The organism is Pseudomonas sp. B35(2017) (assembly GCF_002113645.1).
In the GTDB taxonomy this organism is placed as follows: Bacteria; Pseudomonadota; Gammaproteobacteria; order Pseudomonadales; family Pseudomonadaceae; genus Aquipseudomonas; species Aquipseudomonas ekonensis.
On the sequence record NZ_NEIZ01000010.1, the window covers coordinates 143,297 to 169,057 of the forward strand.

Below are 25,761 nucleotides of genomic sequence, written 5' to 3' on the forward strand. Positions count from 1 at the left end.
GTCAGTCCGCCAGCCAGCCGTTCTCCCAGTAACGCAGGTTCTCGTCGCGCAGCACGTAGTCGCGCAGCACGACCTCGCGCAACTCGTCGCCCATGCGGTAGCTGGCGTCAGGGTCGGCCAGGTGCATGCGGATGGCTTGCAGCCATTCGTCGGTGGTGTTGGTCTTGACCCGGGTGCACGGCAGGTAACCGCGGTAGGCCTCGGTGTCGGTGCAGATCACCGGGTAACCGCAGGCGCCGTACTCCAGCAGGCGCAGGTTGCTCTTGCAGTCGTTGAAGATGTGGAACTCCAGCGGCGCCAGGGCCAGGTCCAGGTTGAGGCTGGCCAGTTTCGCCGGGTACACGTCCAGCCCGATCACGCCGTGGAACTCGTGCATGTACGGCAGCAGGTCGTCCGGGCACATGCCGAAGAACACCCAGTCGACCTCGTTGGCCAGCTCGCGCACCACGTCGGCGATCACCGCCAGGTCGCCGTGGTGGCTGGTGCCGCCGCCCCAGCCGACCCGCGGCTTCTTCGAGGTGCGGCGCTGGCTGCGCAGGCCGGTCCACAGGTGCCGGGACAGCATGTTGGGCACGACGCGGATGTCGTGGTGCATGTCCGACAGGACGTTGGCCAAAGGCGCGGTGGACACGACCACCCGGTCGCAGTAGCCGATGGCACGGCGCACCAGTTGCTCCATTTCATCGCGCTTGGGCATGTTGCGGATGTGCGCATTGCGCTGAGGCACGTCGATGACGTTGTCGTCGAGTTCGAAGATCCTCCGCGCATTGGAGAATTGCTTCAGCGGCGGGATCTCATCGATGGCGTGTTTCGAGTAACGCCCTTGCAGCACGATCACGTCGGGGGATTGGCGTTCGATCTCAATGATCGACGGCAAGCCGTAGCAAATGCGCCCTTCGGCCCGGTTCGCCGCTTCCAGCTCGATCATCGGCTGGCTGATGCGGTAGTGGCCGATGGCGGACGCGTTGATCGGCACGGCCAGCACATTGGGCAGCAGTTTCCTGGAGAACGGCGTCCAGCCGGTGCGCAGGCCCGGCTCCAGGCTGAAACTGGTCGCCCCGACGCCCTGCAGCGCCAGGTTGACGTTGAAGGCCGGGTCGCGCGCGATGACCGGCAACCAGCGCTGGTAGAACGTTTCGTGCTCTTGCACGTGCAGTTGCTGCTCTTGCTCCGTCGCCTCCACGGTAGGACGCGCGCCCAACGCCAGCTTGGCGTAAGGGTTCCAGACCACCAGATAGCCGTCCTGACCGACCCGCAGGCACAGATCCACGACGTTGAGCGTCTGGGTCAGTTCCTGCTCGTCCAGCCCTCCCGCTGCCTGGAACAGCGCCTTGCGAATCATCAGGCAATCGCCGCCGACGGCACTCAAATCGTGGGCCGTCTGCAAGCGGTACATGTAGCCGTCCGCCTGCATCGGCTGACCGTAGAACGGCAGCCCGACGGCCCCTTGCATGCCCAGCACCAGGCCGGCGTGCAGCACGCAGCCGTCCGGGTTGTAGAGCTTGGCGCCGACCACGCCGACCTCCGGGCGCTGGGCGTGATTGAGCAGTTCGTCCAGCCAGTCCGCCTGGGTGATCACCGCAAAGGAGTTGAGCATCAGCACGTATTCGCCGCGGGCCTGGCCCACCGCGAAGTTGTAGGTGGCGGCCGGGTTGCCCTGCTGCGGGTAACGCAACACGCGCAGCCGGTCGCTGCCCAACTGCGCCATGCCGTCCAGCCACGCCAACGCCTCGGCGCTTTCGCTGCCGTTGTCGACCAACAGCAGTTCGTACTCGCTGTAGGCGGTCTTTTCCAGCAGCGTCTCGACGCAGCGCTGCAAGGCCGCCGTCTGGTCCTTGGTGACGATGACCACAGACACCAATGGGCGGCGGGCATGGCGATAGTCGATGCGGTTGAGCAGGTCGATGCTGCCGCGGCGCAGCTCATGGGCAACGCCCAGGCGTTGCAGGTGCGCTTCGAGCACCCGCGGGCTCTGTTCGACGACGCCCGGTTCGGCCAGCCATTTGGCCAGGTCGAAGACCGATTCCAGCATCACTTCGGCGATATGGCCGACCACGTGCGTGCCGCCGCTTTCGACCATGCGCCACAGCACATCGTGAGGCGCAAGCTCTGCGAACTCCGGCGCAAAGCCGCCCAGATCCAGGAAGCGCTCGCGCTGGAACGCCAGCGCACGTCCGACGTAGGGGTAACTGCGCATGAGGTCGAGGTTGAAGTCCGGCTTGAACGCCGGCTCCGCCGACTCGCCGTTGCGCAGGCTACCTTCGTCGCCGTACAGGCAGGTCAGCGAAGGGTTGTGCACGATCCGCTCGGCCATGACCAACAGCGCCGGGGCCACCGGACGGTCACCCGCCTGCAGCAGGTAGAACCAGTCGGCCCCTTCCAGTTGCGGCAACAGCGCATTGACCTGCTCCAGGCCGTCGCCCTGCAACGGCATGCGGAAGACCTGGCCGTCCAGCGCCGGCTCGGAACAGTCGGCGGACAGCACCAGGATCAGTTCCGGCGGATAGTCTTGGGCGGCCAGCGCCTCCAGCGTGCGCTCGACGCCGTCGCGGCTGCCTTCTGCGTCGATGACCACCGGCACGATCCGCGGCTTGTGCGACCAACTGGCGAAGGTCTCCGGCAGCAGTCGGCGCTGGGCTTCGCTGAGCACGCGGCAGCCCAGCCATTGCGCGTAGAGCTCGGCAAAGCTCCAGCTGTCGATGCCGACGCACCACTCCTGACGGCTCTGCTTGGAGCCCAGGGTGCGGCTCAGGGGCAGCTCTTCCCAGGCGCGCGGCGACTCGTCGGCCTTGGCCAGCGGCACATAACGCACCCAACCCGGGGCCGGCGCCGATTCGCCGCTGCGGGCCTTGAGCATCTGCGTCATCCACTCGCGCTCGACCTCCACCGCATCCTTCATCGGCTGGCTGGCGCTCAGGCGCTCGGGGTACAGCCGCTCGGCGCTGAGCACGTTGTTGGAGATCGCCACGTTGCCGCGCCGCATCAGGCAGATGTACAGGGCGAAATCCAGAGACGCGGTGAAGCAGTGGCCTTCCTGGGTCAGCGCCGGCAACAGTTCCTCAAGATCGGTGCGCCGGAACAGGGCGTTGCTGAAGCCGCCCAGGACGTTCACCGGAAACTTCTCGAAGATCGCCAGCAGGTCGTCGCCCTTGAACAGGCCGCTGGCCGGCGACAGCGAGGTGTTTTCCAGGCGCGCCGGCAGGATGATGTCCTGCGCGTCCCACAGCAGACGCTGGGCCAGCACCAGGCTCACTTCGTCGCGCACCAGCTCGTGGGCCTGCTGCTCGATGCAGGAGGCGTAGAGGTGGTCGTCGTCGCACAGGAACTTGACGAACTCGCCCTGCGCCTCGGCCAGGCAGGCCTTGAGGTTGCCGATCATGCCCAGCGTGCGCGGGTTGCGCACGTAGCGCACCGCAACGCCGGACTGCTCGCTCACCGAAGCGACGATCTCCTGGATCTGGCTGCCGCGGCTGTCGTCGCAGACGATGATTTCAAGAGAACCGTAGGTCTGGCTCACGGCGCTGTTCAACGTCCGCTCGAAGAAGCGCGGGTTGAAGGCGGGGATGACGAGGCTGACAAGGGGGAGTGAATTCACGGCGGACTCGCAAGCGGCGGGAACCCGCCCGGTACAGCGAGCCCTTCGAAACCGCAAAAGAAGACAAAGAAAGAACGGTGGGGAAACGGGCGCTCGCGCGCCCGCTCATCCTCAGATCCTGTCGAACAGGCTCAACTGGGAGATCTTGCTGAACGCCAGTTGGGCGGCCTGCAGCATGGTCTGCTGCAGGGTCAGGCGGGTCATCACCTCGGCCGGATCCGAATCGCGGATCGAGCTCTGGGTGGTGGCGTTCGCCGCGGTCAGGCTGTCGTTGGTGGTGGTCTGCTCTTCCAGCGCCTGCCCGCGGGCACCGATCGAGGTGACCGCAGAGCCGATCTGGTTCACGGCGCTGTCGATGTTGCCCAGCGCCGACTCCATGGTGCCCTGGAACTTCTGCTTGGCCACCGGGTCGCCGTCGATCGGCGCCTTCAGCGCGGTGATCATCTGCCCCAGGGTGTCGAGCACGTTCTGGGTCTGGTGGTTGTTCGACTGGATCGAGAACTGGTCGCCGTTGGCCGGTGTGCCGCCAATGGCGAAGGTCACGCCGGCGGCGACGGCGTTGCCGCCGACCATGGTGCCCGACGAGATCGGCTTGCTGTCGGCCGTGATCGGCGCGGCATACAGGTCGAAGGCGGTGGCGCTGGTGAACTTGAGCACCGTGCTGCCGTTCGCCGGGAAGGTGTTGGTGTAGTCCGACGGGTTGGTGATGGTGGAGCCGGTGATCACCGCCGTCGACGGGTTGCCCGGGCTGCGCGCCGTGGTGAACGAGTCAGGGCTGGCCGACAGCTGGAAGCTGTGGCCGGCGATGACGGCGTCCGGGTTGGTGTCGCCGGGCTTGAGGTTGATGTTCAGCTTCATGTCCACGCCACGGAAGCTGACCGTCTGGTTGGCGCCGTTGCTGTTGCTGATCACGCCGTTCTGGCTGGCTTCGGCGGTCACGTCGTTGCCCAGGGCATCGGTGATCTTGATCTGGGTGCTGCTCAGGAAGCTGACGGTGTACGGCTGGCCGCCGCTGAACTTGGCGTTGTAGGTCGCGGCGGTGCCGACGGTGCCGTTGGACAGCACCACACGGCCGTCGTCCACGGCCGGGGCGGTCATGGCGGTCTGGGTGCGGCTGGTGTTGATGGTCTGCTGGAACGCGTCCCAGCCGGTGGTGTTGGTGCCCACCGTCAGGCCGTCGCCGATGCCCAGGTTGATCTGGGTCTGGTCGCCGTTATAGGTGAAGGTGCCGTCGGCGTTCTGCGAGTACGGCGCGGTGTCGGTCTTGGAGCCGGAGAACAGGTAGTTGCCGTTGGCGTCCTTGGAGTTCATCAGGCCCAGCACCTGTTGCTGGATCTGGCCCAGTTCTTCGGCGTAGGCGCTGCGGTCGGCGTCGGTCTTGAAGCCGTTGTTGGCGGCCAGGCCCAGTTCCTTGGCGCGCGCCAAAGCGGTGTTGATCGCGTCCAGGGTGGATTCCTGCAGGTTCAGCGCGCTCTTGGTGCTGCTGATGTTGCCCTTGTACTGCTCCAGGATCGCGCTCTGCTGACCCAGAGCCAGCAGGCGGCCGGCGCCGACCGGATCGTCGGCGGCGGTGTTGATTTTGGTCAGGTTGCTGGCTTCGTTGCTGGTCGCCACGGCGTTGCTGTAGTTGCGCTGGTAGTTCGCAGCTTGCGTCTCGTAATACTGGGCGGTGGAAATGCGCATGGATTACGACTCCTTAAAGGCTGTTGATCAGCGTGCTGAAAGTTTCCTGCGCAGCCTTGATGATCTGCGAAGACGCGGTGTAGTACTGCTGGTACTTGACCAGGTTGGCGGCCTCTTCGTCCAGGACGACGCCGGACAGCGAGTCGCGGGCGCCCTTGGCCTGGTTCAGGATCACCGTGGTGGCGGCGCTGTCGGACTTGCCCTGGGCCGCCTGGGTGCCGACGTTGGTCACCAGCTTGTTGTAGGCGTCGGTCAGGCTGATGCCCTTGCTCGCCGAACCGGTGTCCACGGTCTGCTTGGTCTGCAGGCCGACCAGCGCCTGGGCGTTGCGGTTGTCCGAGGACGCCGCGCCGGTCAGGTTCATCGTGAAGGTCTCGCCGGCCTTCGGCGTGGCGCCCACGGTGGTCTGCACGGTGAAGGTCTTCTGCACCGGCGGCACGACGCTGTTGTCCATCACCGGCGCGCCGGTGGCGTCGACCATGCCCACGTTCAGGTTCAGGGTGTTGGCCTGGCCCGGCACGATGGTGCCGGTGCCGATGCTGTTGCCCTTGGCGTCGACCATGCTGTAGGACTGGCTGCCGCCGCTCACCGCGCCGAACACCAGCTTGACCGGCGTCGAGTACTTGAGCGCGGTCTGCATTTCCGCCTGGGCGGCCGGGTTGTAGATGTCGATGGTGCTGGTCAGCGTCGGCTGGGTGTAGGTGCCCGAGTTGTTGGCGCTGGCCACGCCGGTCAGCGGGCCGGCTGCGGCGATTTTCTTCGGATCGGTCAGCACGGTCTGGATGCTGGCGGCCGCGTTGCGGGTCGGCGTCACCTTGAACGAGTCGCCGGCGCTCAGGGCACCGCCGTTGAGCGACAGGGTGAAGCCGTCGATCACCGGAGGCGGCGTGGTGGTGGTGCTGAACGTGCCCAGGTCAGTGCCGTCGGAGCGCTTGACGGTGTAGTCGGTGGCGCTGGTGAAGGTCACCTGGTAATCGCTGGTGGTCAGCTTGCCGGTGTCCTTGATGGTCACATCGAGGTTGCCGGAGCCGGCGCTGTTGCCGTCTTTGCCGATGCTGCGCTGGCTGATCAGCGCGGCGCTGTTGATGTTGTTGAAGATCGCCGCGCCGAAGTCACCGTTCTTGTCGATGCCCTGGGCCTGCTGGCGGTTCATCTGGTCGGCCACCACCAGTGCGACGCGGCCCAGCTCGTTGAGCGACGGGTCGAGCACTTCTTTGCGGTAGGTGAGCAGGCCGCCGATTTCGCCGCCGCTGACCACCGAGGTGATGTCGATGGTGCTCGAGCCGCGGTCCATCTGCAGCGCCATGCGCGACGGGTCGTCCTTGCTCGGCACGGTGCTCAGGGTATTGATGGTGTTGCCGACGACCAGTGGCTGGCCGCTGCCGACATAGACGTCGAGGCTGGTGCCACGCTCGACGACCTGGGCGCCGACCAGCTCGGACAACTGGCGCACGGCCTCGTTGCGGCTGTCGAGCAGGTCGTTCGGCTGGCCGCCGCTGGTGGAGATCTCGCCGATCTTCTGGTTCAGCGTGGCGATCGAGGTCGCCAGCTTGTTCACCTGGGACGCCATGTCCGACAGGTTGCCGTTGATCGTGGTGTTCTGGTCGTTCAGTTGCTTGGCCAGCGCGTTGAAGCGGCTGGTCAGGGCCTGGGCGCCGGTCAGGACGGTCTGGCGGGACGTGTCGTCGGTGGGCGACGTCGCGACCGACTGCATCGACGAGAAGAACTTCTGCAGCACGCCCGTCAGGCCGGTGTTGGTTTCCGACAGCGAGGCATCCAGCGCGCTGGCCTGGACCTGGTAGGCGGCCGCTTCGCTGTTGAGCGAAGTGGCGGTGTGCAACTGGGCCTCAAGGTAGGAGTTGTACACCCGGCGCACGTCGGCCAGGGTCGTGCCCGTGCCGATGAAGACGTTGCCGTACTGCTGCGAGGACTTGGTGCCCTGCACGGTTTGCTGGCGCGAATAACCGGCGGTGTCGACGTTGGCGATGTTATTGCCTGTCGTCGCCAGCGAGGCTTGGCTGGCGGACAGCCCCGACATCCCGATATTGAGCAAACTCATGATTTAAACCTTATTCCTTATGCCCTAGAGAGGCGTGGTGGAGGCACCCGCCGCAGCGTAGTTGGGGTAACTGCCCATCTGCCTGGCTATCTGCGAAATCTTGGTCGCGTAGTTCGGGTCGGTCGCGTAACCGGCCTTTTGCAACTCGCGTACAAACTGTTCTGGGTTATCGGCCGACTTCAGCACTTCTTGATAGCGATTGTTGCTCTGCAGCATCGTCACCAGATCGTGGAAGCTGTCCTTGTAGGAGGCGTAGGAACGGAACTCGGCCGTCTCCTTGACCATCTGGCCGTTGCGGAACTCGCTGGTGATCGCCCGGGCCGAATCGCCCTTCCAGTTGCCGCTGGCCTTGATGCCGAACAGGTTGTGGCTGCTGCTGCCGTCCTGGGCGCGCATGACCGACTTGCCCCAGCCGGTCTCCAGTGCGGCCTGGGCCACCAGGTAGCGCGGGTCGACGCCGATGCGCGCGGCGGCCTCTTTGGCCATCGGCAGCATGGTGTTGACGAATTCGTCGGCGTCGCTGAACGCGCGTTTCGCCGGCGCCAGCGGGATCTGCGCCATGGCGCGGCCGTAGATCTGCATCTGCCCGCCCGAGGCCTTGTCCGCCTCGGCCCGCGCCAGCCAGTCGCCGTTGTACAGCGGGCCTGCGCCGGTGTTGGCGGCCATGGCATTGGTGTTGGCGCCGACAGTGCTGCGCTGCGGCAACACGGTGTTCGTGGCCGCCGAGGCGGACGGCACCAGGCCGGCGAGCAAGCGGTCGGCCAGCTTCGGCGGCAGGGCCAGACGGCGCCGGTTGATCATTTCCATGTCGTTGCGGTGGGAAAGCTCGACGTTCGGCGCACGCAGCGAACGCGATGCCCACAGCGGACGCTCGCCGCTGACCCGCGACAGCGGGCCGGTGGCGGCGGTGCCGGCGGCGATCGGCGTTTCCACCGCGGCCGCCTTGGCCGCCGCCTCGCCCGGCGCCACCGGCTTGTTCTTGGTCATCTGCCGCATCAGCACGTCGGCCAGGCCGATGCCGCCGCCCTCGCGGGACAGCGACACCGCCAACTGCTGGTCGTACATTTCCTGGTACTGCTTGGCTTCCGCGGTGTTCATCGGGTTGTCCTTCCCGAGAGCCTCGGTGGCCGATCGCATCGACTTGAGCATTTCGCCCAGAAACAGCGATTCGAACTCCTGCGCCACCTTGCGCATGTTCGCGTCGCTGTTCTTGTCGCCGACCTTGAGCTGGTTCAGGCGATTGAGGTCCGAGTAGGCCCCCGAGTCGCTGCTGCTGACCAGACCGCTCTTGCGCATATCCATGGTCGCCGTCCTCAGATCACGATCAGATCGGCTTGCAGCGCGCCGGCCTGTTTCAATGCTTCAAGGATCGCCATCAGGTCGCCCGGCGCTGCGCCGACCTGGTTCACCGCACGCACGATCTCGTCGAGGGTGGTGCCCGGGCCGAACTTGAACATCGGCTTGGCTTCCTGCTCGGCGTTGACCCGCGAGCGCGGCACCACGGCAGTCTGGCCGTTGGACAGCGGGCCCGGCTGGCTGACGATCGGGTCTTCGGTGATGGTCACGGTCAGGCTGCCGTGGGTCACGGCGGCCGGTGCCACTTTCACGTTCTGACCGATGACGATGGTGCCGGTGCGCGAGTTGATGATGACCTTCGCCACGGCCTGGCCCGGATCGATTTCCAGGTTCTCCAGGATCGACAGATAGTCCACGCGCTGGCTCGGATCCAGCGGCGCGGTGACGCGGATCGAGCCGCCGTCGATGGCCTGGGCCACGCCCGGGCCGAGCATGTCGTTGATCTTGTCGACGATGCGTTTGGCGGTGGTGAAGTCGGAACGGTTCAGGTTCAGGGTCAGGCTGTTGCCCTGGTTGAAACCGCTCGGCACCGCACGCTCCACCGAGGCGCCGCCGGGGATCCGGCCGGCCGACGGAACGTTGACGGTGATCTTGGAGCCGTCACGGCCTTCGGCGTCGAAGCCGCCGACCACCAGGTTGCCCTGGGCCACGGCATAGACGTTGCCGTCGATGCCCTTGAGCGGGGTCAGCAGCAGCGTGCCGCCGCGCAGGCTCTTGGAGTTGCCGATGGACGAGACGGTGATGTCGATCTGCTGACCCGGCTTGGCGAACGCCGGCAGGTCGGCGCTGACCGACACGGCCGCGACGTTCTTGAGCTGCACGTTGCCCGATCCCGGCGGCACCTTGATGCCGAACTGCGAGAGCATGTTGTTGAAGGTCTGCAGGGTGAACGGGGTCTGCGTGGTCTGGTCGCCGGTGCCGTTGAGGCCGACCACCAGGCCGTAGCCGATCAACTGGTTGGAACGCACGCCGGAGATGCTGGCGATGTCCTTCAGCCGTTCGGCGTGTGCGTTGAAGGCCGCCGACAACAACAGCGCGGCCATCATGAGGCGCTTGAAATTCAAAGTAGCCACCTAGAAAGGGAACAGCGGGCTGAGGAAGAAACGGTCGAACCAGCCTGGCTGGCTCGCATCGGCGAACGAACCGGTGCCCGAATAGGTGATGCGCGCATCGGCGACCCGGGTCGAGGACACGGTGTTGTCGGTGGAGATGTCATCGGCACGCACCAGGCCTGCGATCCGCACCAGCTCGTCGCCGGTGTTGAGGGTCATCCACTTCTCGCCGCGCACGGCGATGATGCCGTTGGGCAGCACGTCGGCCACGGTCACGGTGATCGAGCCGGTCAGGGTGTTGCCCTGGGCCGCCTTGCTGTCGCCCTTGGTCGCGCGGTCGCCGCTGTAGCCGACGTCCAGGCTCAAGTCATTGCCGCCCAACGGGTTGTTGGTGGTGCCGCTGCCGCCGAACAGCGAAGTCAGGCCGATGCCGGTCTTGCTGTTCTTGGCCACCTGGGAGTTGGCGTTCTTGCTGGCCTGGGTCTTCTCGTTCAGGGTGATGGTGATGATGTCACCGACCCGGAACGCCTTGCGGTCGCTGTACAGGTTCTGCTCGAAGCCGGCCTGATAGATCGAGCCGTTGTTGGCCGCCGACGGCAGCGGCGTGCGCGGCAGCACCGGGGCGTAATAAGGGTCATTGGGCTTGGGCGTCGGCGCGACGCAGCCCGCGAGCGAGACCGCCCCACTCAATGCCAGAACGGATACAAAGCGATTCATGACCCTTACCTCACGGTGTTGCCGGCGGCCTCATGGCCGCCGTTCGGACTTGATTACAGATTCTGCGTTACGAACGAGAGCATCTGGTCGGCGGTGGAGATCACCTTGGAGTTCATCTCGTACGCGCGCTGGGTGGTGATCATGTTGACCATCTCTTCCACGGTGCTGACGTTGGAGGTTTCCAGCATGTTCTGCTCGGTGGTGCCGAAGCCGTTCAGGCCCGGGGTGCCGACTTGCGGCGCGCCGGAGGCGGCGGTCTCCAGGAACAGGTTGCTGCCGATGGCCTGCAGGCCGGCCGGGTTGATGAAGTCGGCGGTCTGCAGGTTGCCGATCACTTGGGAGGCCGGGTTGCCGGCGACGGTGATCGACACGGTGCCGTCCTTGCCCACGGTGAAGGTCTTGGCGTTGTCCGGGATGACGATGGCCGGCTCCAGGGCGAAACCGTTGGCGTTGACGATCTGGCCGTTGGCGTCCAGGTGGAACGTACCGTCACGGGTGTAGGACGTGGTGCCGTCCGGCTGCAGGATCTGGAAGAAACCGCGGCCGTCGATGGCCATGTCCAGCGGCTGCTCGGTGGTCTGCAGGCTGCCGGCGGTGAAGTTCTTCTGGGTGCCGACGATGCGCACACCGGTGCCCACTTGCAGGCCCGACGGCAGTTCGCTGTCCTGGGTCGACTGGGCGCCTGGCTGACGCTTGATCTGGTACAGCAGGTCCTGGAACTCGGCGCGGTCGCGCTTGAAGCCCGTGGTCGACACGTTGGCCAAGTTGTTGGAAATGGTGGTCAGGTTGGTGTCCTGGGCGGACAGACCGGTTTTGGCAACCCATAGAGCCGGAAGCATTCGATTCTCCTCGTGCGCCTGTTTTACGGCGCGACGTTCTGATAATTAGCTGATCTGCAAGACCCGAGCCATGGCCTGGTCGTCGTCTTTGGCGGTGTTCATCATCTTGACGTGCAACTCGAACTGCTTGGCCAGGGCCAGCACCGAGGTCATCTCTTCGACGGCGTTGACGTTGCTCGACTCCAGGAACCCCGACACCAGTTTGACGTTGGCGTCGGCCGGCGCAGGCTGGCCGTCCTTGGTGTGGATCGAACCGTCCAGGCCCTTGGTGATGGTCTTGATGTCCGGGTTGACCAGCTTGATGCGGTCGACCTCGGCCATGACCCGCGGGCCCTCGCCCATCGCGCGGATGCTGATGGTGCCGTCTTCGCCGACTTCCACCTGCTGCTCCGGCGGCACGGCGATCGGTCCGCCGTTGCCCATGACCGGCATGCCGTTGCCGGCGCGCAGCACGCCCAGGGCGTCGATGTTCAGGCTGCCGGTGCGCACGTAGCTCTCGCCGCCGTTGGGGTTCTGCACGGCGATCCAGCCGTTGCCGCTCACGGCCACGTCCAGGTCGCGCCCGGTCTGCACCAGCGAGCCCGGGCTGAAATCCGTGGCCGGCCGTTCGCTCATGGCAAACGCACGCGCCGGAAAGCTGTCGCCGAACACCGGCATCGAACGCGCCTGCTCCAGGTCGCGCTGAAAGCCGTTGGTGGAGATGTTCGCCAGGTTGTTGGCATGGGCCTTCTGCGCCAGTGCGTTCTGGCTGGCGCCGGTCATTGCCACATAAAGGTACTTGTCCACGCTGATTCCTCTGCCTGCCGGACGTTTGCCGCCCACTGCTGTACTGCGAAGCCATAAGCAATTTGCAGACCAACTTTTTTCTGACGGCCGACGGCCCGGTAAACAAAGGACTTGAGGGGTTAAGCGGGGAATCGCGGGAATGTATCGAAGACGAAAAACCGGCGCGCTCCTGCCGCTTGGCGGCAATGTGCGGCGAGATGACCTGTGGCGAGACTTGCTCCCGCCGGACTGCGCAGCGTCCCCCAAGGATGTGAGCGCTTTGCGCTCAAGCGGGAGCAGGCTCCCGCGCCACTCCGGGGCTCGCTCAGGCCTCGGGGTCTTTGCCCACCTCGTACACGCGCAGTTTATTGGCGATCGTGGTGTGCGAGACGCCCAGCCGCTTGCCCAGTTGCCGGCTGCTCGGGTGCTCGGCGTACAACCGCTCCAGCACCGCCTTCTCGAAGCGCCCGACGATTTCATCGAGGCCGCCCTCCAGCGAGAAATCGCCAAGCGGCTGACGCACGCCGTAATCCGGCAGGCGGATGTGCTCGGCCTTGACCGTCCCGCCGTCGCACAGGGAAACCGCCTGGAACAGCACGTTCTCCAGTTGCCGCACGTTGCCCGGCCAGTGGTAATGGCTGAGGCGATCCATCGCCGCCGGCGCAAGCTTGGGCAGCGGGCAGCCGATCTGCCGGCTGGCCTGGTCGAGGAAGTGCTCCACCAAGGGCGTCAGGCCGTCGAGGCATTCGCGCAGGGGCGGAATGTGCAGCGACAGCACGTTGAGGCGATGGTAGAGGTCCTGACGGAACTCGCCCCGGGCGCACAGCTCGGACAAGTCCACCTGGGTCGCACAGATCACCCGCACATCCAGGTACACCTCTTCGTCGCTGCCCACCCGACGGAAGCAGCCGTCCTGCAGAAAGCGCAGCAGCTTCACTTGCAGGCGCGGGCTCATCTCGCCCACGCCGTCGAGAAACAGCGTGCCGCCCGCCGTCAGCTCCAGCAGCCCGAGCTTGCCTTCGGCCCGCGCCCCCTCGAAGGCGCCAGGGCCGTAGCCGAACAGTTCGGTCTCGGCCATCGACTCCGGCAGGCCGGCGCAGTTGAGCGCCATCAGCGGCGACTGCCCGCGCGGACTGGCCAGGTGGCAGGCCCGCGCCAGCAATTCCTTGCCGGTGCCGGTCTCGCCTTCGATCAGCAGCGGCGCATCCAGCGGCGCCATGCGCCGGGCCTCGCGCACCACCGCCGCCATGACCTTGGAACTCTGGAAGATGCTGTCGAAACCACGCAGCTCCTGCTTGCGCACGTTATAGATGCGCTCGCCGACCCGGTCCGCGCGGTGCAGGGTCAGCACCGCCCCGGCCATGGCCTCGCTGTCGTCATGCTCCGATTGCAACGGCGCGATGTCGGCCAGAAAGATGTCGCCCTTGACCTTGACCCGCATGCCGTTGATCCGCGACTTGTTGGCGCGCACCAGCTCCGGCAGGTCGAAGTCCTCGGCGTAGCGCGACAGGGGAATCCCCGGCACCTCGTCCACCCGCACCCCGAGCAGTTGCGCCGCTGCGCGGTTGGCCGCGACGATCGAGCCGCCCATGTCGATCGACAGCACCGGGAACTCCAGGGCCCCGAGCAGCGCGTTGAGTTCCATGTGCCGGCGCTCGCTGGGCATCAGCCCGACCCGCTTGACCCCGAACACCCCGGCGATGGCCTCGAACTTGGGTCGCAGCGCCTGGAACTGGAGGTTGATCAGATTCGGGCAATGCAGGTAGATCGCGTTGCCGTGCTCCCCGCCCACCTCGCCACGGGCGACGTTGATACCGTACTCCACCAGCAGGTTGAGAATGTCGCGCAGGATGCCGATGCGGTTCTGGCAGTGGACTTTGATACGCATAGGAAGCTCGGATAGCGGTGAATGGATGGAATGCCCGATGCAAAACCCTGTGGGAGCCAGCCTGCTGGCCCCTACAGAGGGCGGCACCGCCCTGGATTTCTGTCGGGAGGCGAAAACAGTCGTCAAGATTATGTGACACACGAGCGCGCTTTCAAACCCGAAAACCACCGCAAACGCGACTCGCCCCACAAAGCGTAACGAATAGTTTACGAATTATGGAGACCTTTCCTACGACAAACCCGTGCCGACCTGCTGCATTCCCGCCCCGCCTGCGCTAATTCTGAGTCCATCGCAGGACATAACAAGAACGAATTCCCCTCGCAGGAGAGCAGTATGAAGCACACGCAATACGTGGCCCGCGAGCCCGATGCGAACGGTTTTATCGACTACCCCGCCGAAGAGCATGCGGTGTGGAACACGCTGATCACCCGTCAGATGAAAGTGATCGAGGGCCGCGCGTGCCAGGAATACCTGGACGGCATCGAAAAGCTCGGCCTGCCCCACGACCGCATCCCGCAGCTGGGCGAAATCAACAAGGTGCTCGGCGAGACCACCGGTTGGCAGGTCGCCCGCGTGCCGGCGCTGATCCCGTTCCAGACCTTTTTCGAACTGCTGGCCAGCAAGCAATTTCCGGTGGCCACCTTCATCCGCACCCGTGAAGAGCTGGACTACCTGCAAGAGCCGGACATCTTCCACGAGATCTTCGGCCACTGCCCGCTGCTGACCAACCCGTGGTTCGCCGAATTCACCCACACCTACGGCAAGCTCGGCCTGCAGGCCACCAAGGAAGAGCGCGTGTACCTGGCGCGCCTGTACTGGATGACCATCGAGTTCGGCCTGCTGGACACCCCGCAAGGCAAGCGCATCTACGGCGGCGGCATTCTGTCCTCGCCGAAGGAAACCGTGTACAGCCTGTCGGGCGAGCCGGAGCACCAGGCCTTCGACCCGCTGGAAGCCATGCGCACCCCTTACCGCATCGACATCCTGCAGCCGCTGTACTTCGTCTTGCCGAACCTCAAGCGCCTGTTCGACCTGGCCCACGAAGACATCATGGCCATGGTCAAGCAAGGCATGGAGCTGGGCCTGCACGCACCGAAGTTTCCGCCCAAGCCCAAGGCCGCGTGACCCGCAGCTTTGACTTGCAAGTGAGTCTGTCCGTCGCCGCCGCTTTGGTTTAGCGTGGCGACACAGGCGACCGATACGCCCCATAAAAAAAACACACACCCGATTTCAGGAAACATGCCATGTCCAGTTTGAACCAAGCCCATTGCGAAGCCTGCCGTGCCGATGCGCCACAAGTCAGCGACGAAGAGCTGCCGATCCTGATCAAGCAGATCCCTGACTGGAACATCGAAGTGCGCGACGGGATCATGCAGCTGGAAAAGGTCTACCTGTTCAAGAACTTCAAGCACGCGCTGGCCTTCACCAACGCCGTGGGCGACATCTCCGAGGCCGAAGGCCACCACCCTGGCCTGCTGACCGAATGGGGCAAGGTCACCGTGACCTGGTGGAGCCACTCGATCAAAGGCCTGCACCGCAACGACTTCATCATGGCCGCCCGCACCGACGACGTGGCCAAGACCGCAGAAGGACGCAAGTGATGCACTTCGACGCCATCGGCCGGGTGCCCGGCGACCCGATCCTCGGCCTGATGGAGGCCTACGCGCAGGATCCCAACCCGCGCAAGTTCGACCTCGGCGTGGGCGTCTACAAGGATGCCCAGGGCCTGACGCCGATCCCCGAAGCAGTGAAGATCGCCGAGGCGCGCCTGGTGGACAGCCAGACCACCAAGACTTACATCGGCGGCCACGGCAACCCGCTGTTCGGCAAGGTCATCAATGAACTGGTGCTGGGCGCAGACTCCGCCCTGATCGCCCAGCAGCGCGCCGGCGCCACCCAGACCCCGGGCGGCACCGGTGCCCTGCGCCTGGCCGCCGACTTCATCGCCCACTGCCTGCCGGGCCGTGGCGTGTGGCTGAGCGACCCGACATGGCCGATCCACGAGACCATTTTCGCGGCGGCCGGCGTCAAGATCAGCCATTACCCTTACGTCGGCGCCGACAACCGCCTCGACGTGGACGCGATGATCGCCGCGCTCAACCAGGCGCCGAAAGGCGATGTGGTGCTGCTGCATGCCTGCTGCCACAACCCGACCGGCTTCGACCTGAGCCACGACGACTGGCACCGGGTGCTGGAGGTGGTGCGCAGCCGCGACCTGCTGCCGCTGATCGACTTCGCCTACCAAGGCTTCGGCGACGGCCTGGAGCAGGACGCCTGGTCGACCCGGCTGTTCGCCGCCGAACTGCCGGAGCTGCTGATCACCAGTTCCTGCTCGAAGAACTTCGGCCTGTACCGCGACCGCACCGGCGCGTTGATCGTCTGCGCGAAAACCGCCGACAAGCTGACCGACGTGCGCAGCCAACTGGCCCACATCGCCCGCAACCTGTGGTCGACGCCGCCGGACCATGGCGCGGCGGTGGTGGCGACCATCCTCGACGACCCGGAGCTCAAACGCCGCTGGGCCGACGAAGTGGAAGCCATGCGCCTGCGCATCGCGCAGCTGCGCAGCGGCCTGGTCGAGGCGCTGGAGCCCCATGGCCTGCGTGAGCGCTTCGCCCACATCGGCGTGCAGCGCGGGATGTTCTCCTACACCGGCCTGTCGCCGGAGCAAGTGAAGCAGCTGCGCGACCACCACAGCGTGTACATGGTCAGCTCGGGCCGGGCCAACGTGGCCGGCATCGACGCCACCCGCCTGGATCTGCTGGCCGAGGCCATCGCCAAGGTCTGCCGCTAAAACCCTTGCGGGGGCGGAAAAATCCGCCCCCGCAAGGGTTCGCAACCTCCCCTGTCGCTCACAAGCGTTGCATGCGCCACCAATACCTGTGGGAGCGGGCTTGCCCGCGATGACGTCAGCCCAGGCACCGCCGAACAGGATCCAGGCATCGGCTTCCACACTCCCGCCATTGACCTGTCTAGACAATCCCGCCCGTCGAAATAAACGGACATAAAAGCCTGATTGTCATTTTCAGTGCTGTATCCTTCCCAGGCTTTTTCAAAGCGCGGATCTACCAGATCTATCAACAGACTTAGCGAGGAGCGCAACCATGCACGAGATTCCGAATCTCCCCTTCCCAAGCCTGCACGTACCTGAGCAGACGACCACGCAACAGGCCGGCGCCCAACAGCCCGAGCCCAAAGAAGCCGCCGAAGGCCGCCCGGCCGACAGCGAAGAGTAAACCCCGCCGTACAGACCGTGTGGAAAGCGCTAACATGCGCTTTCCACACTGCCTGAAAGCCGACTCCGCCATGACCGACGAATCCTTCAACGAACAGCAGGCCGCCGTCCTGATCGACGCCACCGAGCGCATGATCGAGATCTGGAGCCGTCTGCCGCCGGAAAAACAGGCCGCCCTGCTCGCCCGCTTCGGCAGCGAAGAGAACGCCCTGGCCGCATTGGTCACCACGCAACTGGTCGCACCCGACAAATAGTTTTACTTTTGCACGCCCCTGCCCCATCCACGCCGGTATCATAAGCAGCCTATCTATCCTGCCTGTCCCGTGGATCGTTCCCCATGTCAGAAACCCGGCGCCCCTTGGCGGTCACGCTGCAAGTCGTCTCCATCGTCCTGTTCACCTTCATCGGCTACCTCAACATCGGCATTCCGCTCGCCGTGCTGCCCGGCTACGTCCACAGCGACCTGGGCTTCGGTGCGGTGATCGCGGGCCTGGTGATCAGCGTGCAATACCTGGCCACCCTGCTCAGCCGCCCCTATGCCGGCAAGATCATCGACAACAAGGGCAGCAAGCGTGCCGTAATGATCGGGCTGGCGGGCTGTGGCCTGAGCGGCGTGTTCATGCTGATTTCGGCGTGGACGCCCCATCTGCCGCTGCTCAGCCTGATCAGCCTGTTCATCGGCCGGCTGGTGCTGGGCAGCGCGGAAAGCCTGGTGGGCTCGGGCTCCATCGGCTGGGGAATAGGCCGGGTCGGCGCGGCGAACACCGCCAAGGTCATTTCCTGGAACGGCATCGCCAGCTACGGCGCCCTCGCGGTCGGCGCGCCGCTGGGGGTGTGGCTGGTCAGCCGCCTGGGCCTGTGGAGCATGGGCGTGAGCATCATCCTGCTGGCGGCGCTGGGGCTGCTGCTGGCCTGGCCGAAGACCGCCGCGCCTATCGTCGCCGGCGAACGCCTGCCGTTCATGCATGTGCTGGGGCGCGTCTTTCCCCACGGCTGCGGCCTGGCGCTGGGCTCGATCGGCTTCGGCACCATTGCCACCTTCATCACCCTGTACTACGCCACCCGCCAGTGGGACAACGCCGTGCTGTGCCTGAGCCTGTTCGGCGCCAGCTTCATCGGCGCGCGGCTGCTGTTCGGCAACCTGATCAACCGCCTCGGCGGCTTCCGGGTGGCGATCGCCTGCCTGTCGGTGGAAACCCTCGGCCTGTTGCTGCTGTGGCTGGCGCCGGACGCCCACTGGGCGTTGGCCGGGGCGGCGCTCAGCGGCTTCGGTTTCTCGCTGGTGTTCCCGGCGCTGGGCGTCGAGGCGGTGAACCTCGTACCGGCCTCCAGCCGCGGCGCGGCGGTGGGCGCCTACTCGCTGTTCATCGACCTGTCGCTGGGGATCACCGGGCCGCTGGCCGGGGCGATCGCGGCAGGGTTCGGCTTCGCTTCGATCTTTCTGTTCGCGGCGCTGGCGGCGCTGAGCGGCCTGGCGCTGAGCGTCTACCTGTACCGGCACACGCGCAAATACCCGCAGGACTAGAAGTCCACCTTGCCCCGTCCGGCCTTGATGTTGCCGCGCTTGGCCTTGGACTCCAGCCGACGCTTCTTGGAACCCAGGGTCGGCTTGGTCGGACGGCGTTTCTTCTCGACCTTGACGGCGCCCTGGATCAGCTCGGCGAGGCGCTCCAGCGCATCGGCGCGGTTCTGCTCCTGGGTGCGGTACTGCTGGGCCTTGATGATCAGCACGCCGTCGGCAGTGATGCGACTGTCGCGCAGCGCCAGCAGGCGCTCCTTGTAGAACTCCGGCAACGACGAGGCCGGGATGTCGAAGCGCAGGTGCACGGCGCTGGAGACCTTGTTGACGTTCTGCCCGCCGGCGCCCTGGGCGCGGATGTAGGTCAGCTCGATCTCGGCGTCGGGCAGGTGCACGTTGTTGGAAATCGCCAGCATGGAAAAGCGTCCGGATTCAGAGCGCGCAGGATACCGCGAAACCGCCCCGCCCTTGCCGCCAATCCATTGCGCAAAGGCCAGAAACGACAAACCCGGCACGGGGCCGGGTTTGTCGTTTCTGCATCTGACGCTTACTTGGCGATGCCCGCCGCAGGCACGGCGTGCTGCGCGCTGCGCTTGTTCTTGATCACGTAGCAGACCCACATGAACACGACCCACACCGGAATCGCGTAGACCGACACCTGGATGCCAGGGATCAGCAGCATCACGCCCAGGATGAACAGGACGAACGCCAGGCAGACATAGTTGCCGTACGGGTACCACAGCGCCTTGAACAGCGGCTTCTGGCCGGTCTTGTCCATGTGCTGGCGGAACTTGAAGTGCGAGTAGCTGATCATCGCCCAGTTGATCACCAGGGTGGCCACCACCAGCGACATCAGCAGCTCCAGCGCATGCTGCGGCATCAGGTAGTTGAGCAGCACCGCCACCAGCGTCACCGCGGCCGAGGCAAGGATCGAACGCACCGGCACGCCGCGCTTGTCGATCTTGGCCAGACCTTTCGGCGCGTCGCCCTGCTCGGCCATGCCCAGCAGCATGCGGCTGTTGCAGTAGGTGCCGCTGTTGTACACCGACAGCGCGGCGGTCAGCACCACGAAGTTGAGGATGTGCGCGGCGGTGTTGCTGCCGAGCATCGAGAACACCTGCACGAACGGGCTGCCGCTGTAGGAGTCGCCGGAAGCGTTCAGGGTCGCCAGCAGCGTGTCCCACGGGGTCAGGGACAGCAGGATCACCAGGGCGCCGATGTAGAAGATCAGGATGCGGTAGATCACCTGGTTGATCGCTTTCGGGATCACGGTCTTCGGCTTGTCGGCTTCGGCTGCGGTGAAACCGAGCATCTCCAGGCCACCGAAGGAGAACATGATGATCGCCATGGCCATCACCAGGCCGCTGACGCCGTTGGGGAAGAACCCGCCGTGGGACCACAGGTTGCTCACCGAGGCCTGTTCGCCGCCGTGGCCGCTGACCAGCAGGTAGCTGCCCAGGGCGATCATGCCGACGATGGCCACGACCTTGATGATCGCGAACCAGAACTCGGCCTCGCCGAAGACCTTGACGTTGGCCAGGTTGATCGCGTTGATCAGCAGGAAGAAGGCCGCTGCGGTGACCCAGCTCGGGATCTCCGGCGCCCAGTAATGGATGTACTTGCCGACCGCCGTCAGCTCCGACATGCCCACCAGGATGTACAGGATCCAGCAGTTCCAGCCCGACAGGAAGCCGGCGAAGCCGCCCCAGTACTTGTGCGCGAAATGGCTGAAGGAACCGGCCACCGGCTCTTCGACGATCATCTCGCCCAGCTGGCGCATGATCATGAACGCGATGAAGCCGCAGATGGCGTAACCGAGGATCATCGACGGGCCGGCGGACTTCAGCACCCCGGCCGAGCCGAGGAACAGGCCGGTGCCGATGGCGCCGCCGAGGGCGATCAGTTGAATGTGGCGATTTTTCAGGCCGCGTTTCAGTTCGCCTGATTGCGGGTTTTGTCCACTCATGAAAAGGGTCTCACGCAGGGTTTGATGTTGGTCAGTAGACGTTGCTGCACGGTCGCGATTTTCAGGCGACCCCGATCAAACCCCAGCGCAGGCACCAGGAATTAAGCTCTTTAACAACACTCATGCGTCACCTGTTTGTTCTTGTCTGTGACGAAATCGAACCCGGCACGCTTGTGGCGCGACGGAGTGAACAAGGCGGATAGCCTTGAGGTTTGCGCGATTACGCAGGGAGTCACAGTTCAAACGCGGCGCATTGTACACCGCCAACCCCCTGCTGCCAGACATCACTGGATCAGCGTTGCCTTGGGCCGGGATTGCACGTGTCCGCCCCGGGAGGCCCGGGCGGCTGCAAAAGAAGGGTCAGGCCTTTGCGGGCCATCGGCGCGGACGTCGGAAAACACGTCACACGGGGTGAGAAAAAACGGATTGCGGCGTTCATTGCGCCTCCTTCTTGTTATGCACCTGCACGACAGGCATGGGGCGCATCTCACCTGCCAAACGCCCCTGAAACAAGCACGCCAGAGCCTTGGGAAGCCCCCGGGGGCGGGCACTTCGGCAGGTTTTCCTTACACCCCGAAAAACACGCGGCACTCAGGTCGTTTCCTCGGTATTTGCGTAAATATTTCTGTACAAGCCGTAACGAAAAAATTCCATTTCAGAAAATTCCGACAGCCGTCTGCAAATTGACGGTAGGAGGCTAACGGTCAGGTGAATCGATTTAGTCACTGTTTTGCAATGAGAAAGATTCACCCGGAAAAATGGAATAAAAAGTCCATTTAAAAATTAAATAGAGGATTTTTTGCAATGCAAAAAGCGCTGGTCTACGTTCTTCACGTCTCGCCGAGCCGCATCGACCGGCGAGTCAGTGTGTGACCCACCCTTGGGCCGCACTGTTGCTCCCACCGTGAACGTTATCTAGGAGATAGACCATGCAAGCGATCGAAAAAGACCTGGACTCCGAACTGCAACTGGACGAATGGTTCGAAGCCCCGACCCATGAAGCCGCCGTGGAAATGATGCAAGCCGACGCGGTCGTACCGTTCGGCACGGCGATGTGGCCTCTGTAAGCCATTCCCGGGCGGGCACGATCGGCCGGTCGTGCCCGCCGCATTCCACACGGTCTGTCAGGGAGCATTCATGGACAAGCCACGCGCGATAGCGCATTTCCTGTACTACCTCGAACATCATCCTGCCCTTGCCGGCCTCGAATCGGCGAAGGTACTGCTCGGCCACACCGCCGACTACGAAGCGCTGACCGGCGCCATCGCCGAACAGGCCGGCGACCACCCGCGCTTCAGCTTCAACGCCATGCGCCTGGACCTGGAATCCACCGCCGTGCTGGCCTCGGCGATCACCGACACCGATCTCTACATTTTCTTCTACGACTCCTCCACCCTGCCCAACCCGCGCCCCGACGGCCCGGACTTCGTGCGCGCCCTGCAAGGGGTGATGGCGGAGAACTGGAAGAAGTCGCTGCTGTTCAAGGACTACGGCGATTATTTCTACGACACCTTCAGCATCGCGCCGCAGCGGATCGCCGGGCTCAACAGTCACCTGATCCAGCGCATGTCCCAGGCCACCACCTTGAGTTTCAGCGACGAGCACGGCTCGTGGTTCGAAACGCCCCTGAGCAGCATCAAGAAGTGGACCGACATCAACGGCGTCGGCAACTTCGACCTGGCCCCCGGCGAGATCGCCACCCACAGCGAGGCCATCAACGGCCACGTGAAGTTCAAGGGCACCTTCCTCAGCACCATTCCGTTCGCCCGCAAGTACGGCGTGCTGGAATCGCCGCTGGAACTGTGGATCGAGAACTCGACCATCCAGCGCATCGCCACCGACGTGCCGGGCCTGGAGCACGACTTCAACAAGTACCTGGACGCCAACCCGTCGAACCGGCGGATCGAGGAGCTGGGCATCGGCACCAACGAAGGCGTGAAGTCGCTGTATGCGCGCAACGCCGGGTTCGAGGAACGCCATTGCGGCCTGCACCTAGGCCTTGGCGGCGGCGCCAAGGGCAGCCATCACCTGGACCTGATCTTCTCCGGCGGCGTGCTGGCCCTGGATGACAAGCCGGTGTTCGACGGGCGGTTTGTGCTCTGAACCCGGCTGTTGGAGGACAACCTGTGGGAGCCAGCCTTCTGGCGATAGCGGTCTGCCTGACGCATCGATACCGGATGTGCCGCCGTCATCGCCAGCAGGCTGGCTCCCACAGGGATCTTGGGTGAGTGCGGAATCTGCGGACACCACAAGGCTGAACGCCGGGCAAAAAAAACGCCAACCCTGAGGTTGGCGTTTTTCGTTCATTGCATCGGCTGGAGCTTAACGCGGCTTCGGCGTGCTGCGGCGCTTGCCCGCTGGCTTGTCGCCGTCGGTCAGCTTGATCCCCGGACGCTTCGCCGCCGGCTTGGCCGGGCGCTTGGTGTCTGCCGGACGCTCGGCCACCGGCGTACCGCGACCGGCAGGCGCACCGCGGCCTTCGCCACGCTCGCTGCGGCCACGCGGAGCACGCTCACCGTCCCCACGGGCGGCCGGCTTGCGGCCAGGACGCTCGCCTTCCAACTGCGGCTCACGACCCGTGCGCGGCGTGGCCGGCGCACCGTTGGCCGGGCGCAGGGTGCGCACCCGGTCGGCCCGGGCCATCGGCCGCGACGACTTGCGCTGCAGGCGCTCCATCTTGTCCTTGCTCTTGGCGTTCAACTGCGGCAACGCCACCGGGGTCAGGCCGACCTCGGCGCTCAGGATGTCGATTTCGTACTGGCTCATTTCGCGCCAGCGGCCCATCGGCAGGTCGGAGTTGAGGAACACCGGGCCGAAACGCACGCGCTTCAGGCGGCTGACCACCAGGCCCTGGGATTCCCACAGACGACGCACTTCACGGTTGCGGCCTTCCATCACCACGCAGTGGTACCAGTGGTTGAAGCCTTCACCGCCCGGTGCCTGCTGAATGTCGGTGAACTTCGCCGGACCGTCTTCGAGCATGACGCCGGCCTTGAGCCGGTCGATCATTTCGTCGTCCACCTCGCCGCGCACACGCACCGCGTATTCGCGGTCCATCTCGTAGGACGGGTGCATCAGGCGGTTGGCCAGCTCACCGTCGGTGGTGAACATCAGAAGGCCGGTGGTGTTGATGTCGAGACGGCCGATGTTGATCCAGCGGCCTTCTTTCGGACGCGGCAGCTTGTCGAACACGGTCGGGCGGCCTTCCGGGTCGTCGCGGGTGCAGATCTCGCCGTCGGGCTTGTTGTACATGATCACGCGGCGCACGGACTCGGCGGACTCTTCGCGCTTGATCACTTTGCCGTCGATGGTGATGGCGTCGTGCAGGTCGACCCGCACGCCGAGGGTCGCGTCCTTGCCGTTGACCTTGATCCGGCCCTGGCTGATCCAGGCCTCGACGTCACGGCGCGAGCCCACGCCGATGCGGGCGAGGACCTTCTGCAGCTTTTCGCCTGCAGGTGGGGTTGGCTGGTCGTCTTGCTGTTCGATGTCGCTCATCTGGGCACCTCCCGGTGTGGTCTGTCCAGGGCCCCGGAACGGGTGCCCTGAAGCATTGGAAACAGTGTGTTCGGGCGAAGGGTTCGCCGAAGGGTCGCGAATCATACGCGGATCTGGCCGTTCGCGCATCAGAGACTAGCTGACGCGCGCCCGTTCATTTCTTTTTCCGCCGACCGGCGCCGCCCAACCGGGCCAGGCGCAACGCGGCCTCGGCCAGCACCGTGCGCCTGTCGTCCTTGTCGAGTTTCTTCCAGGCCTTGATCTCGCGCTTGCTGCGGCCGCAGCCCAGGCAGATGTCGTCGCTGAACTTGCAGACATCGATGCAGGGGTCTTTGGTTGAGCTCATGAACATCTCCCTTCAATGCCATTCCACAAGGGTCATGATGCAGGCAAACCTGTGGGAGCCAGCCTGCTGGCGATGGCGGTCTGCCTGACGCATCGATTCCGAATGGACCGCCGCCTTCGCGAGCAGGCTCGCTCCTACAGAGGTTTTGTGACGCCGCCAAACCTGTGGGAGCCAGCCTGCTGGCGATGGCGGTCTGTCGGACGCATCGGTGACGAACGGACCGCCGCCTTCGCGAGCAGGCTCGCTCCAACAGGTGTTGGCGTCAGTCTTCGCGTTCGAGGCGCTCGGCTTCGATGGCTTCGGCCAGGGCGCGGGCTTCGGCTTCTTCGTCGCTCAGTTCGGGCTCCGGCTGTTCAAGAGCGGCGACGGCGGCCAGCAGCTTTTCCCGGGCTTGGGCGACGCCGAGGATGTCCTCTTCGGGCTCAGGCTCGGGCTCAAACACCGACTCAGGCTCTGGCTCGGGCTCGAACACCGACTCAGGTTCCGGCACGTCTTCGAAACCGTCCGGCGCCCCGCCCTCTTCCAGTCCGTCGCGCAGCAGGTCGTCGAAGTCGGTCTTGATCCCCTCCTCCATGCTGTCCAGCTCCAGCAGCAGGGTGTGGAAGCTGGTTTCCTCCTTCGGCTCCTCCGGCTCGGCGCTGGCGTCGGCCTGTTCCTGGAGGCCCGGCGGCACCGGGGCGTCGTCGAAGTCGAGCATCGGTTCCGGCTCGATCTCGCGCAGCTCGGCCAACGGCGGCAGTTCGTCGAGGCTCTTGAGGTTGAAGTGATCGAGGAACAACTTGGTGGTGGCGAACATCGCCGGTTTGCCCGGCACGTCGCGGTAGCCGACGATGCGGATCCACTCGCGTTCGATCAAGGTCTTGACGATGTTGCTGTTGACCGCCACGCCCCGCACGTCCTCGATTTCGCCACGGGTGATCGGCTGGCGGTAGGCGATCAGCGCCATGGTTTCCAGCAAGGCACGGGAATAGCGCTGCGGGCGCTCCTCCCACAGGCGGCCGACCCACGGCGAAAACTTCTCGCGGATCTGCAGGCGGTAGCCGGAGGCCACCTCCTTGAGCTCGAACGCCCGGCCTTCGCAGGACTTGCCCAGCAGGGTCAGGGCCTTCTTGAAGACCGCCGGCTCCGGCCGTTCGCCCTCCTCGAACAGTTCGAACAGGCGCTCAAGGGATTGCGGCTTTCCCGAAGCCAACAGGAAGGCTTCAAGCAGGGGGGCCAGCTCGCGGGGTTCAGTCAGGTTCAT

General features: G+C 64.9%; 22 protein-coding genes. 8 read left to right on the top strand and 14 right to left on the bottom strand.

The genetic code is table 11. The features are described from left to right. Position 1 precedes the first annotated feature (1 nt). The 9 genes from CAG41_RS18005 to CAG41_RS18045 form a co-directional block, all read right to left on the bottom strand. On the bottom strand, positions 2-3,595 hold the full coding sequence (locus tag CAG41_RS18005; RefSeq protein WP_085707279.1) for a glycosyltransferase: 3,594 nt from the start codon (positions 3,593-3,595) through the stop codon (positions 2-4). A gap of 111 nt (positions 3,596-3,706) precedes the next feature. Further along, entirely contained in the window at positions 3,707-5,278 is a 1,572-nt protein-coding gene (locus tag CAG41_RS18010) for a flagellar hook-associated protein 3 (protein WP_085640322.1), read from the bottom strand. A 13-nt stretch (positions 5,279-5,291) separates the two neighbouring features. Further along, positions 5,292-7,337 carry a flagellar hook-associated protein FlgK gene (gene flgK, locus CAG41_RS18015; protein WP_085577841.1) on the bottom strand — a complete coding sequence of 682 codons (2,046 nt, stop codon included), beginning with the start codon at positions 7,335-7,337 and terminating at the stop codon, positions 5,292-5,294. 24 nt (positions 7,338-7,361) lie between these two features. Continuing rightward, positions 7,362-8,639 (bottom strand): flagellar assembly peptidoglycan hydrolase FlgJ, encoded by a 1,278-nt coding sequence (gene flgJ, locus CAG41_RS18020; protein ID WP_085631108.1) that lies wholly within the window; start codon positions 8,637-8,639, stop codon positions 7,362-7,364. A gap of 11 nt (positions 8,640-8,650) precedes the next feature. Beyond that, entirely contained in the window at positions 8,651-9,739 is a 1,089-nt protein-coding gene (locus tag CAG41_RS18025) for a flagellar basal body P-ring protein FlgI (protein WP_085577892.1), read from the bottom strand. 27 nt (positions 9,740-9,766) lie between these two features. Beyond that, positions 9,767-10,462, bottom strand: a complete 696-nt coding sequence (gene flgH, locus CAG41_RS18030; RefSeq protein ID WP_085577843.1) for a flagellar basal body L-ring protein FlgH — start codon at positions 10,460-10,462, stop codon at positions 9,767-9,769. 53 nt (positions 10,463-10,515) lie between these two features. Further along, positions 10,516-11,301 (bottom strand): flagellar basal-body rod protein FlgG, encoded by a 786-nt coding sequence (flgG, locus tag CAG41_RS18035; RefSeq protein WP_085577844.1) that lies wholly within the window; start codon positions 11,299-11,301, stop codon positions 10,516-10,518. A gap of 45 nt (positions 11,302-11,346) precedes the next feature. Continuing rightward, the gene (locus CAG41_RS18040; protein WP_085577845.1) at positions 11,347-12,087 is read right to left on the bottom strand and encodes a flagellar basal body rod protein FlgF; all 741 of its coding nucleotides are present in this window, start codon (positions 12,085-12,087) and stop codon (positions 11,347-11,349) included. A gap of 304 nt (positions 12,088-12,391) precedes the next feature. Continuing rightward, positions 12,392-13,954 (bottom strand): sigma-54-dependent transcriptional regulator, encoded by a 1,563-nt coding sequence (locus CAG41_RS18045; protein WP_085577846.1) that lies wholly within the window; start codon positions 13,952-13,954, stop codon positions 12,392-12,394. 288 nt (positions 13,955-14,242) lie between these two features. Between CAG41_RS18045 and phhA the strand changes: the two genes are divergently transcribed. From phhA to CAG41_RS18070, 6 genes are all read left to right on the top strand, one after another. Continuing rightward, positions 14,243-15,079, top strand: coding sequence for a phenylalanine 4-monooxygenase (gene phhA, locus CAG41_RS18050; protein ID WP_256575465.1), 837 nt, complete (start codon positions 14,243-14,245; stop codon positions 15,077-15,079). Positions 15,080-15,198: 119 nt separating this feature from the next. Continuing rightward, positions 15,199-15,555: a 4a-hydroxytetrahydrobiopterin dehydratase gene (locus tag CAG41_RS18055; RefSeq protein WP_085577848.1), complete on the top strand. Its 357-nt coding sequence runs from the start codon at positions 15,199-15,201 to the stop codon at positions 15,553-15,555. After that, on the top strand, positions 15,555-16,748 hold the full coding sequence (locus CAG41_RS18060; RefSeq protein ID WP_085577849.1) for an amino acid aminotransferase: 1,194 nt from the start codon (positions 15,555-15,557) through the stop codon (positions 16,746-16,748). The genes CAG41_RS18055 and CAG41_RS18060 overlap by 1 nt, the downstream gene beginning before the upstream one ends. 310 nt (positions 16,749-17,058) lie before the next feature. Continuing rightward, a complete protein-coding gene (locus CAG41_RS28870; protein WP_256575451.1) occupies positions 17,059-17,190 on the top strand; it encodes a hypothetical protein in 132 nt (43 codons plus the stop codon). Positions 17,191-17,224: 34 nt separating this feature from the next. Beyond that, positions 17,225-17,443, top strand: a complete 219-nt coding sequence (locus CAG41_RS18065) for a hypothetical protein (RefSeq protein WP_085631102.1) — start codon at positions 17,225-17,227, stop codon at positions 17,441-17,443. 83 nt (positions 17,444-17,526) lie between these two features. Further along, the gene (locus tag CAG41_RS18070) at positions 17,527-18,714 is read left to right on the top strand and encodes an MFS transporter (protein ID WP_085577851.1); all 1,188 of its coding nucleotides are present in this window, start codon (positions 17,527-17,529) and stop codon (positions 18,712-18,714) included. On the opposite strand, the gene arfB is transcribed toward CAG41_RS18070, so the two are convergent. Together arfB and CAG41_RS18080 are read right to left on the bottom strand one after the other, a co-directional pair. Continuing rightward, positions 18,711-19,124: an alternative ribosome rescue aminoacyl-tRNA hydrolase ArfB gene (gene arfB / locus CAG41_RS18075; RefSeq protein ID WP_085577852.1), complete on the bottom strand. Its 414-nt coding sequence runs from the start codon at positions 19,122-19,124 to the stop codon at positions 18,711-18,713. The genes CAG41_RS18070 and arfB overlap by 4 nt on opposite strands. A gap of 131 nt (positions 19,125-19,255) precedes the next feature. After that, positions 19,256-20,674, bottom strand: a complete 1,419-nt coding sequence (locus CAG41_RS18080; RefSeq protein WP_085577853.1) for an amino acid permease — start codon at positions 20,672-20,674, stop codon at positions 19,256-19,258. Positions 20,675-21,603: 929 nt separating this feature from the next. On the opposite strand from CAG41_RS18080, the gene CAG41_RS28635 reads away from it, so the two are divergent. Continuing rightward, positions 21,604-21,741: a hypothetical protein gene (locus tag CAG41_RS28635; RefSeq protein WP_170930044.1), complete on the top strand. Its 138-nt coding sequence runs from the start codon at positions 21,604-21,606 to the stop codon at positions 21,739-21,741. 70 nt (positions 21,742-21,811) lie between these two features. After that, the gene (locus CAG41_RS18085; protein WP_085707280.1) at positions 21,812-22,777 is read left to right on the top strand and encodes a leucyl aminopeptidase; all 966 of its coding nucleotides are present in this window, start codon (positions 21,812-21,814) and stop codon (positions 22,775-22,777) included. A 219-nt stretch (positions 22,778-22,996) separates the two neighbouring features. On the opposite strand, the gene rluB is transcribed toward CAG41_RS18085, so the two are convergent. The 3 genes from rluB to scpB form a co-directional block, all read right to left on the bottom strand. Then, positions 22,997-24,172, bottom strand: a complete 1,176-nt coding sequence (gene rluB / locus CAG41_RS18090; protein WP_085631100.1) for a 23S rRNA pseudouridine(2605) synthase RluB — start codon at positions 24,170-24,172, stop codon at positions 22,997-22,999. A 154-nt stretch (positions 24,173-24,326) separates the two neighbouring features. Continuing rightward, positions 24,327-24,518, bottom strand: a complete 192-nt coding sequence (locus tag CAG41_RS18095) for a DUF1289 domain-containing protein (protein ID WP_085577893.1) — start codon at positions 24,516-24,518, stop codon at positions 24,327-24,329. A gap of 262 nt (positions 24,519-24,780) precedes the next feature. Continuing rightward, the gene (gene scpB / locus CAG41_RS18100; RefSeq protein ID WP_085707281.1) at positions 24,781-25,761 is read right to left on the bottom strand and encodes an SMC-Scp complex subunit ScpB; all 981 of its coding nucleotides are present in this window, start codon (positions 25,759-25,761) and stop codon (positions 24,781-24,783) included.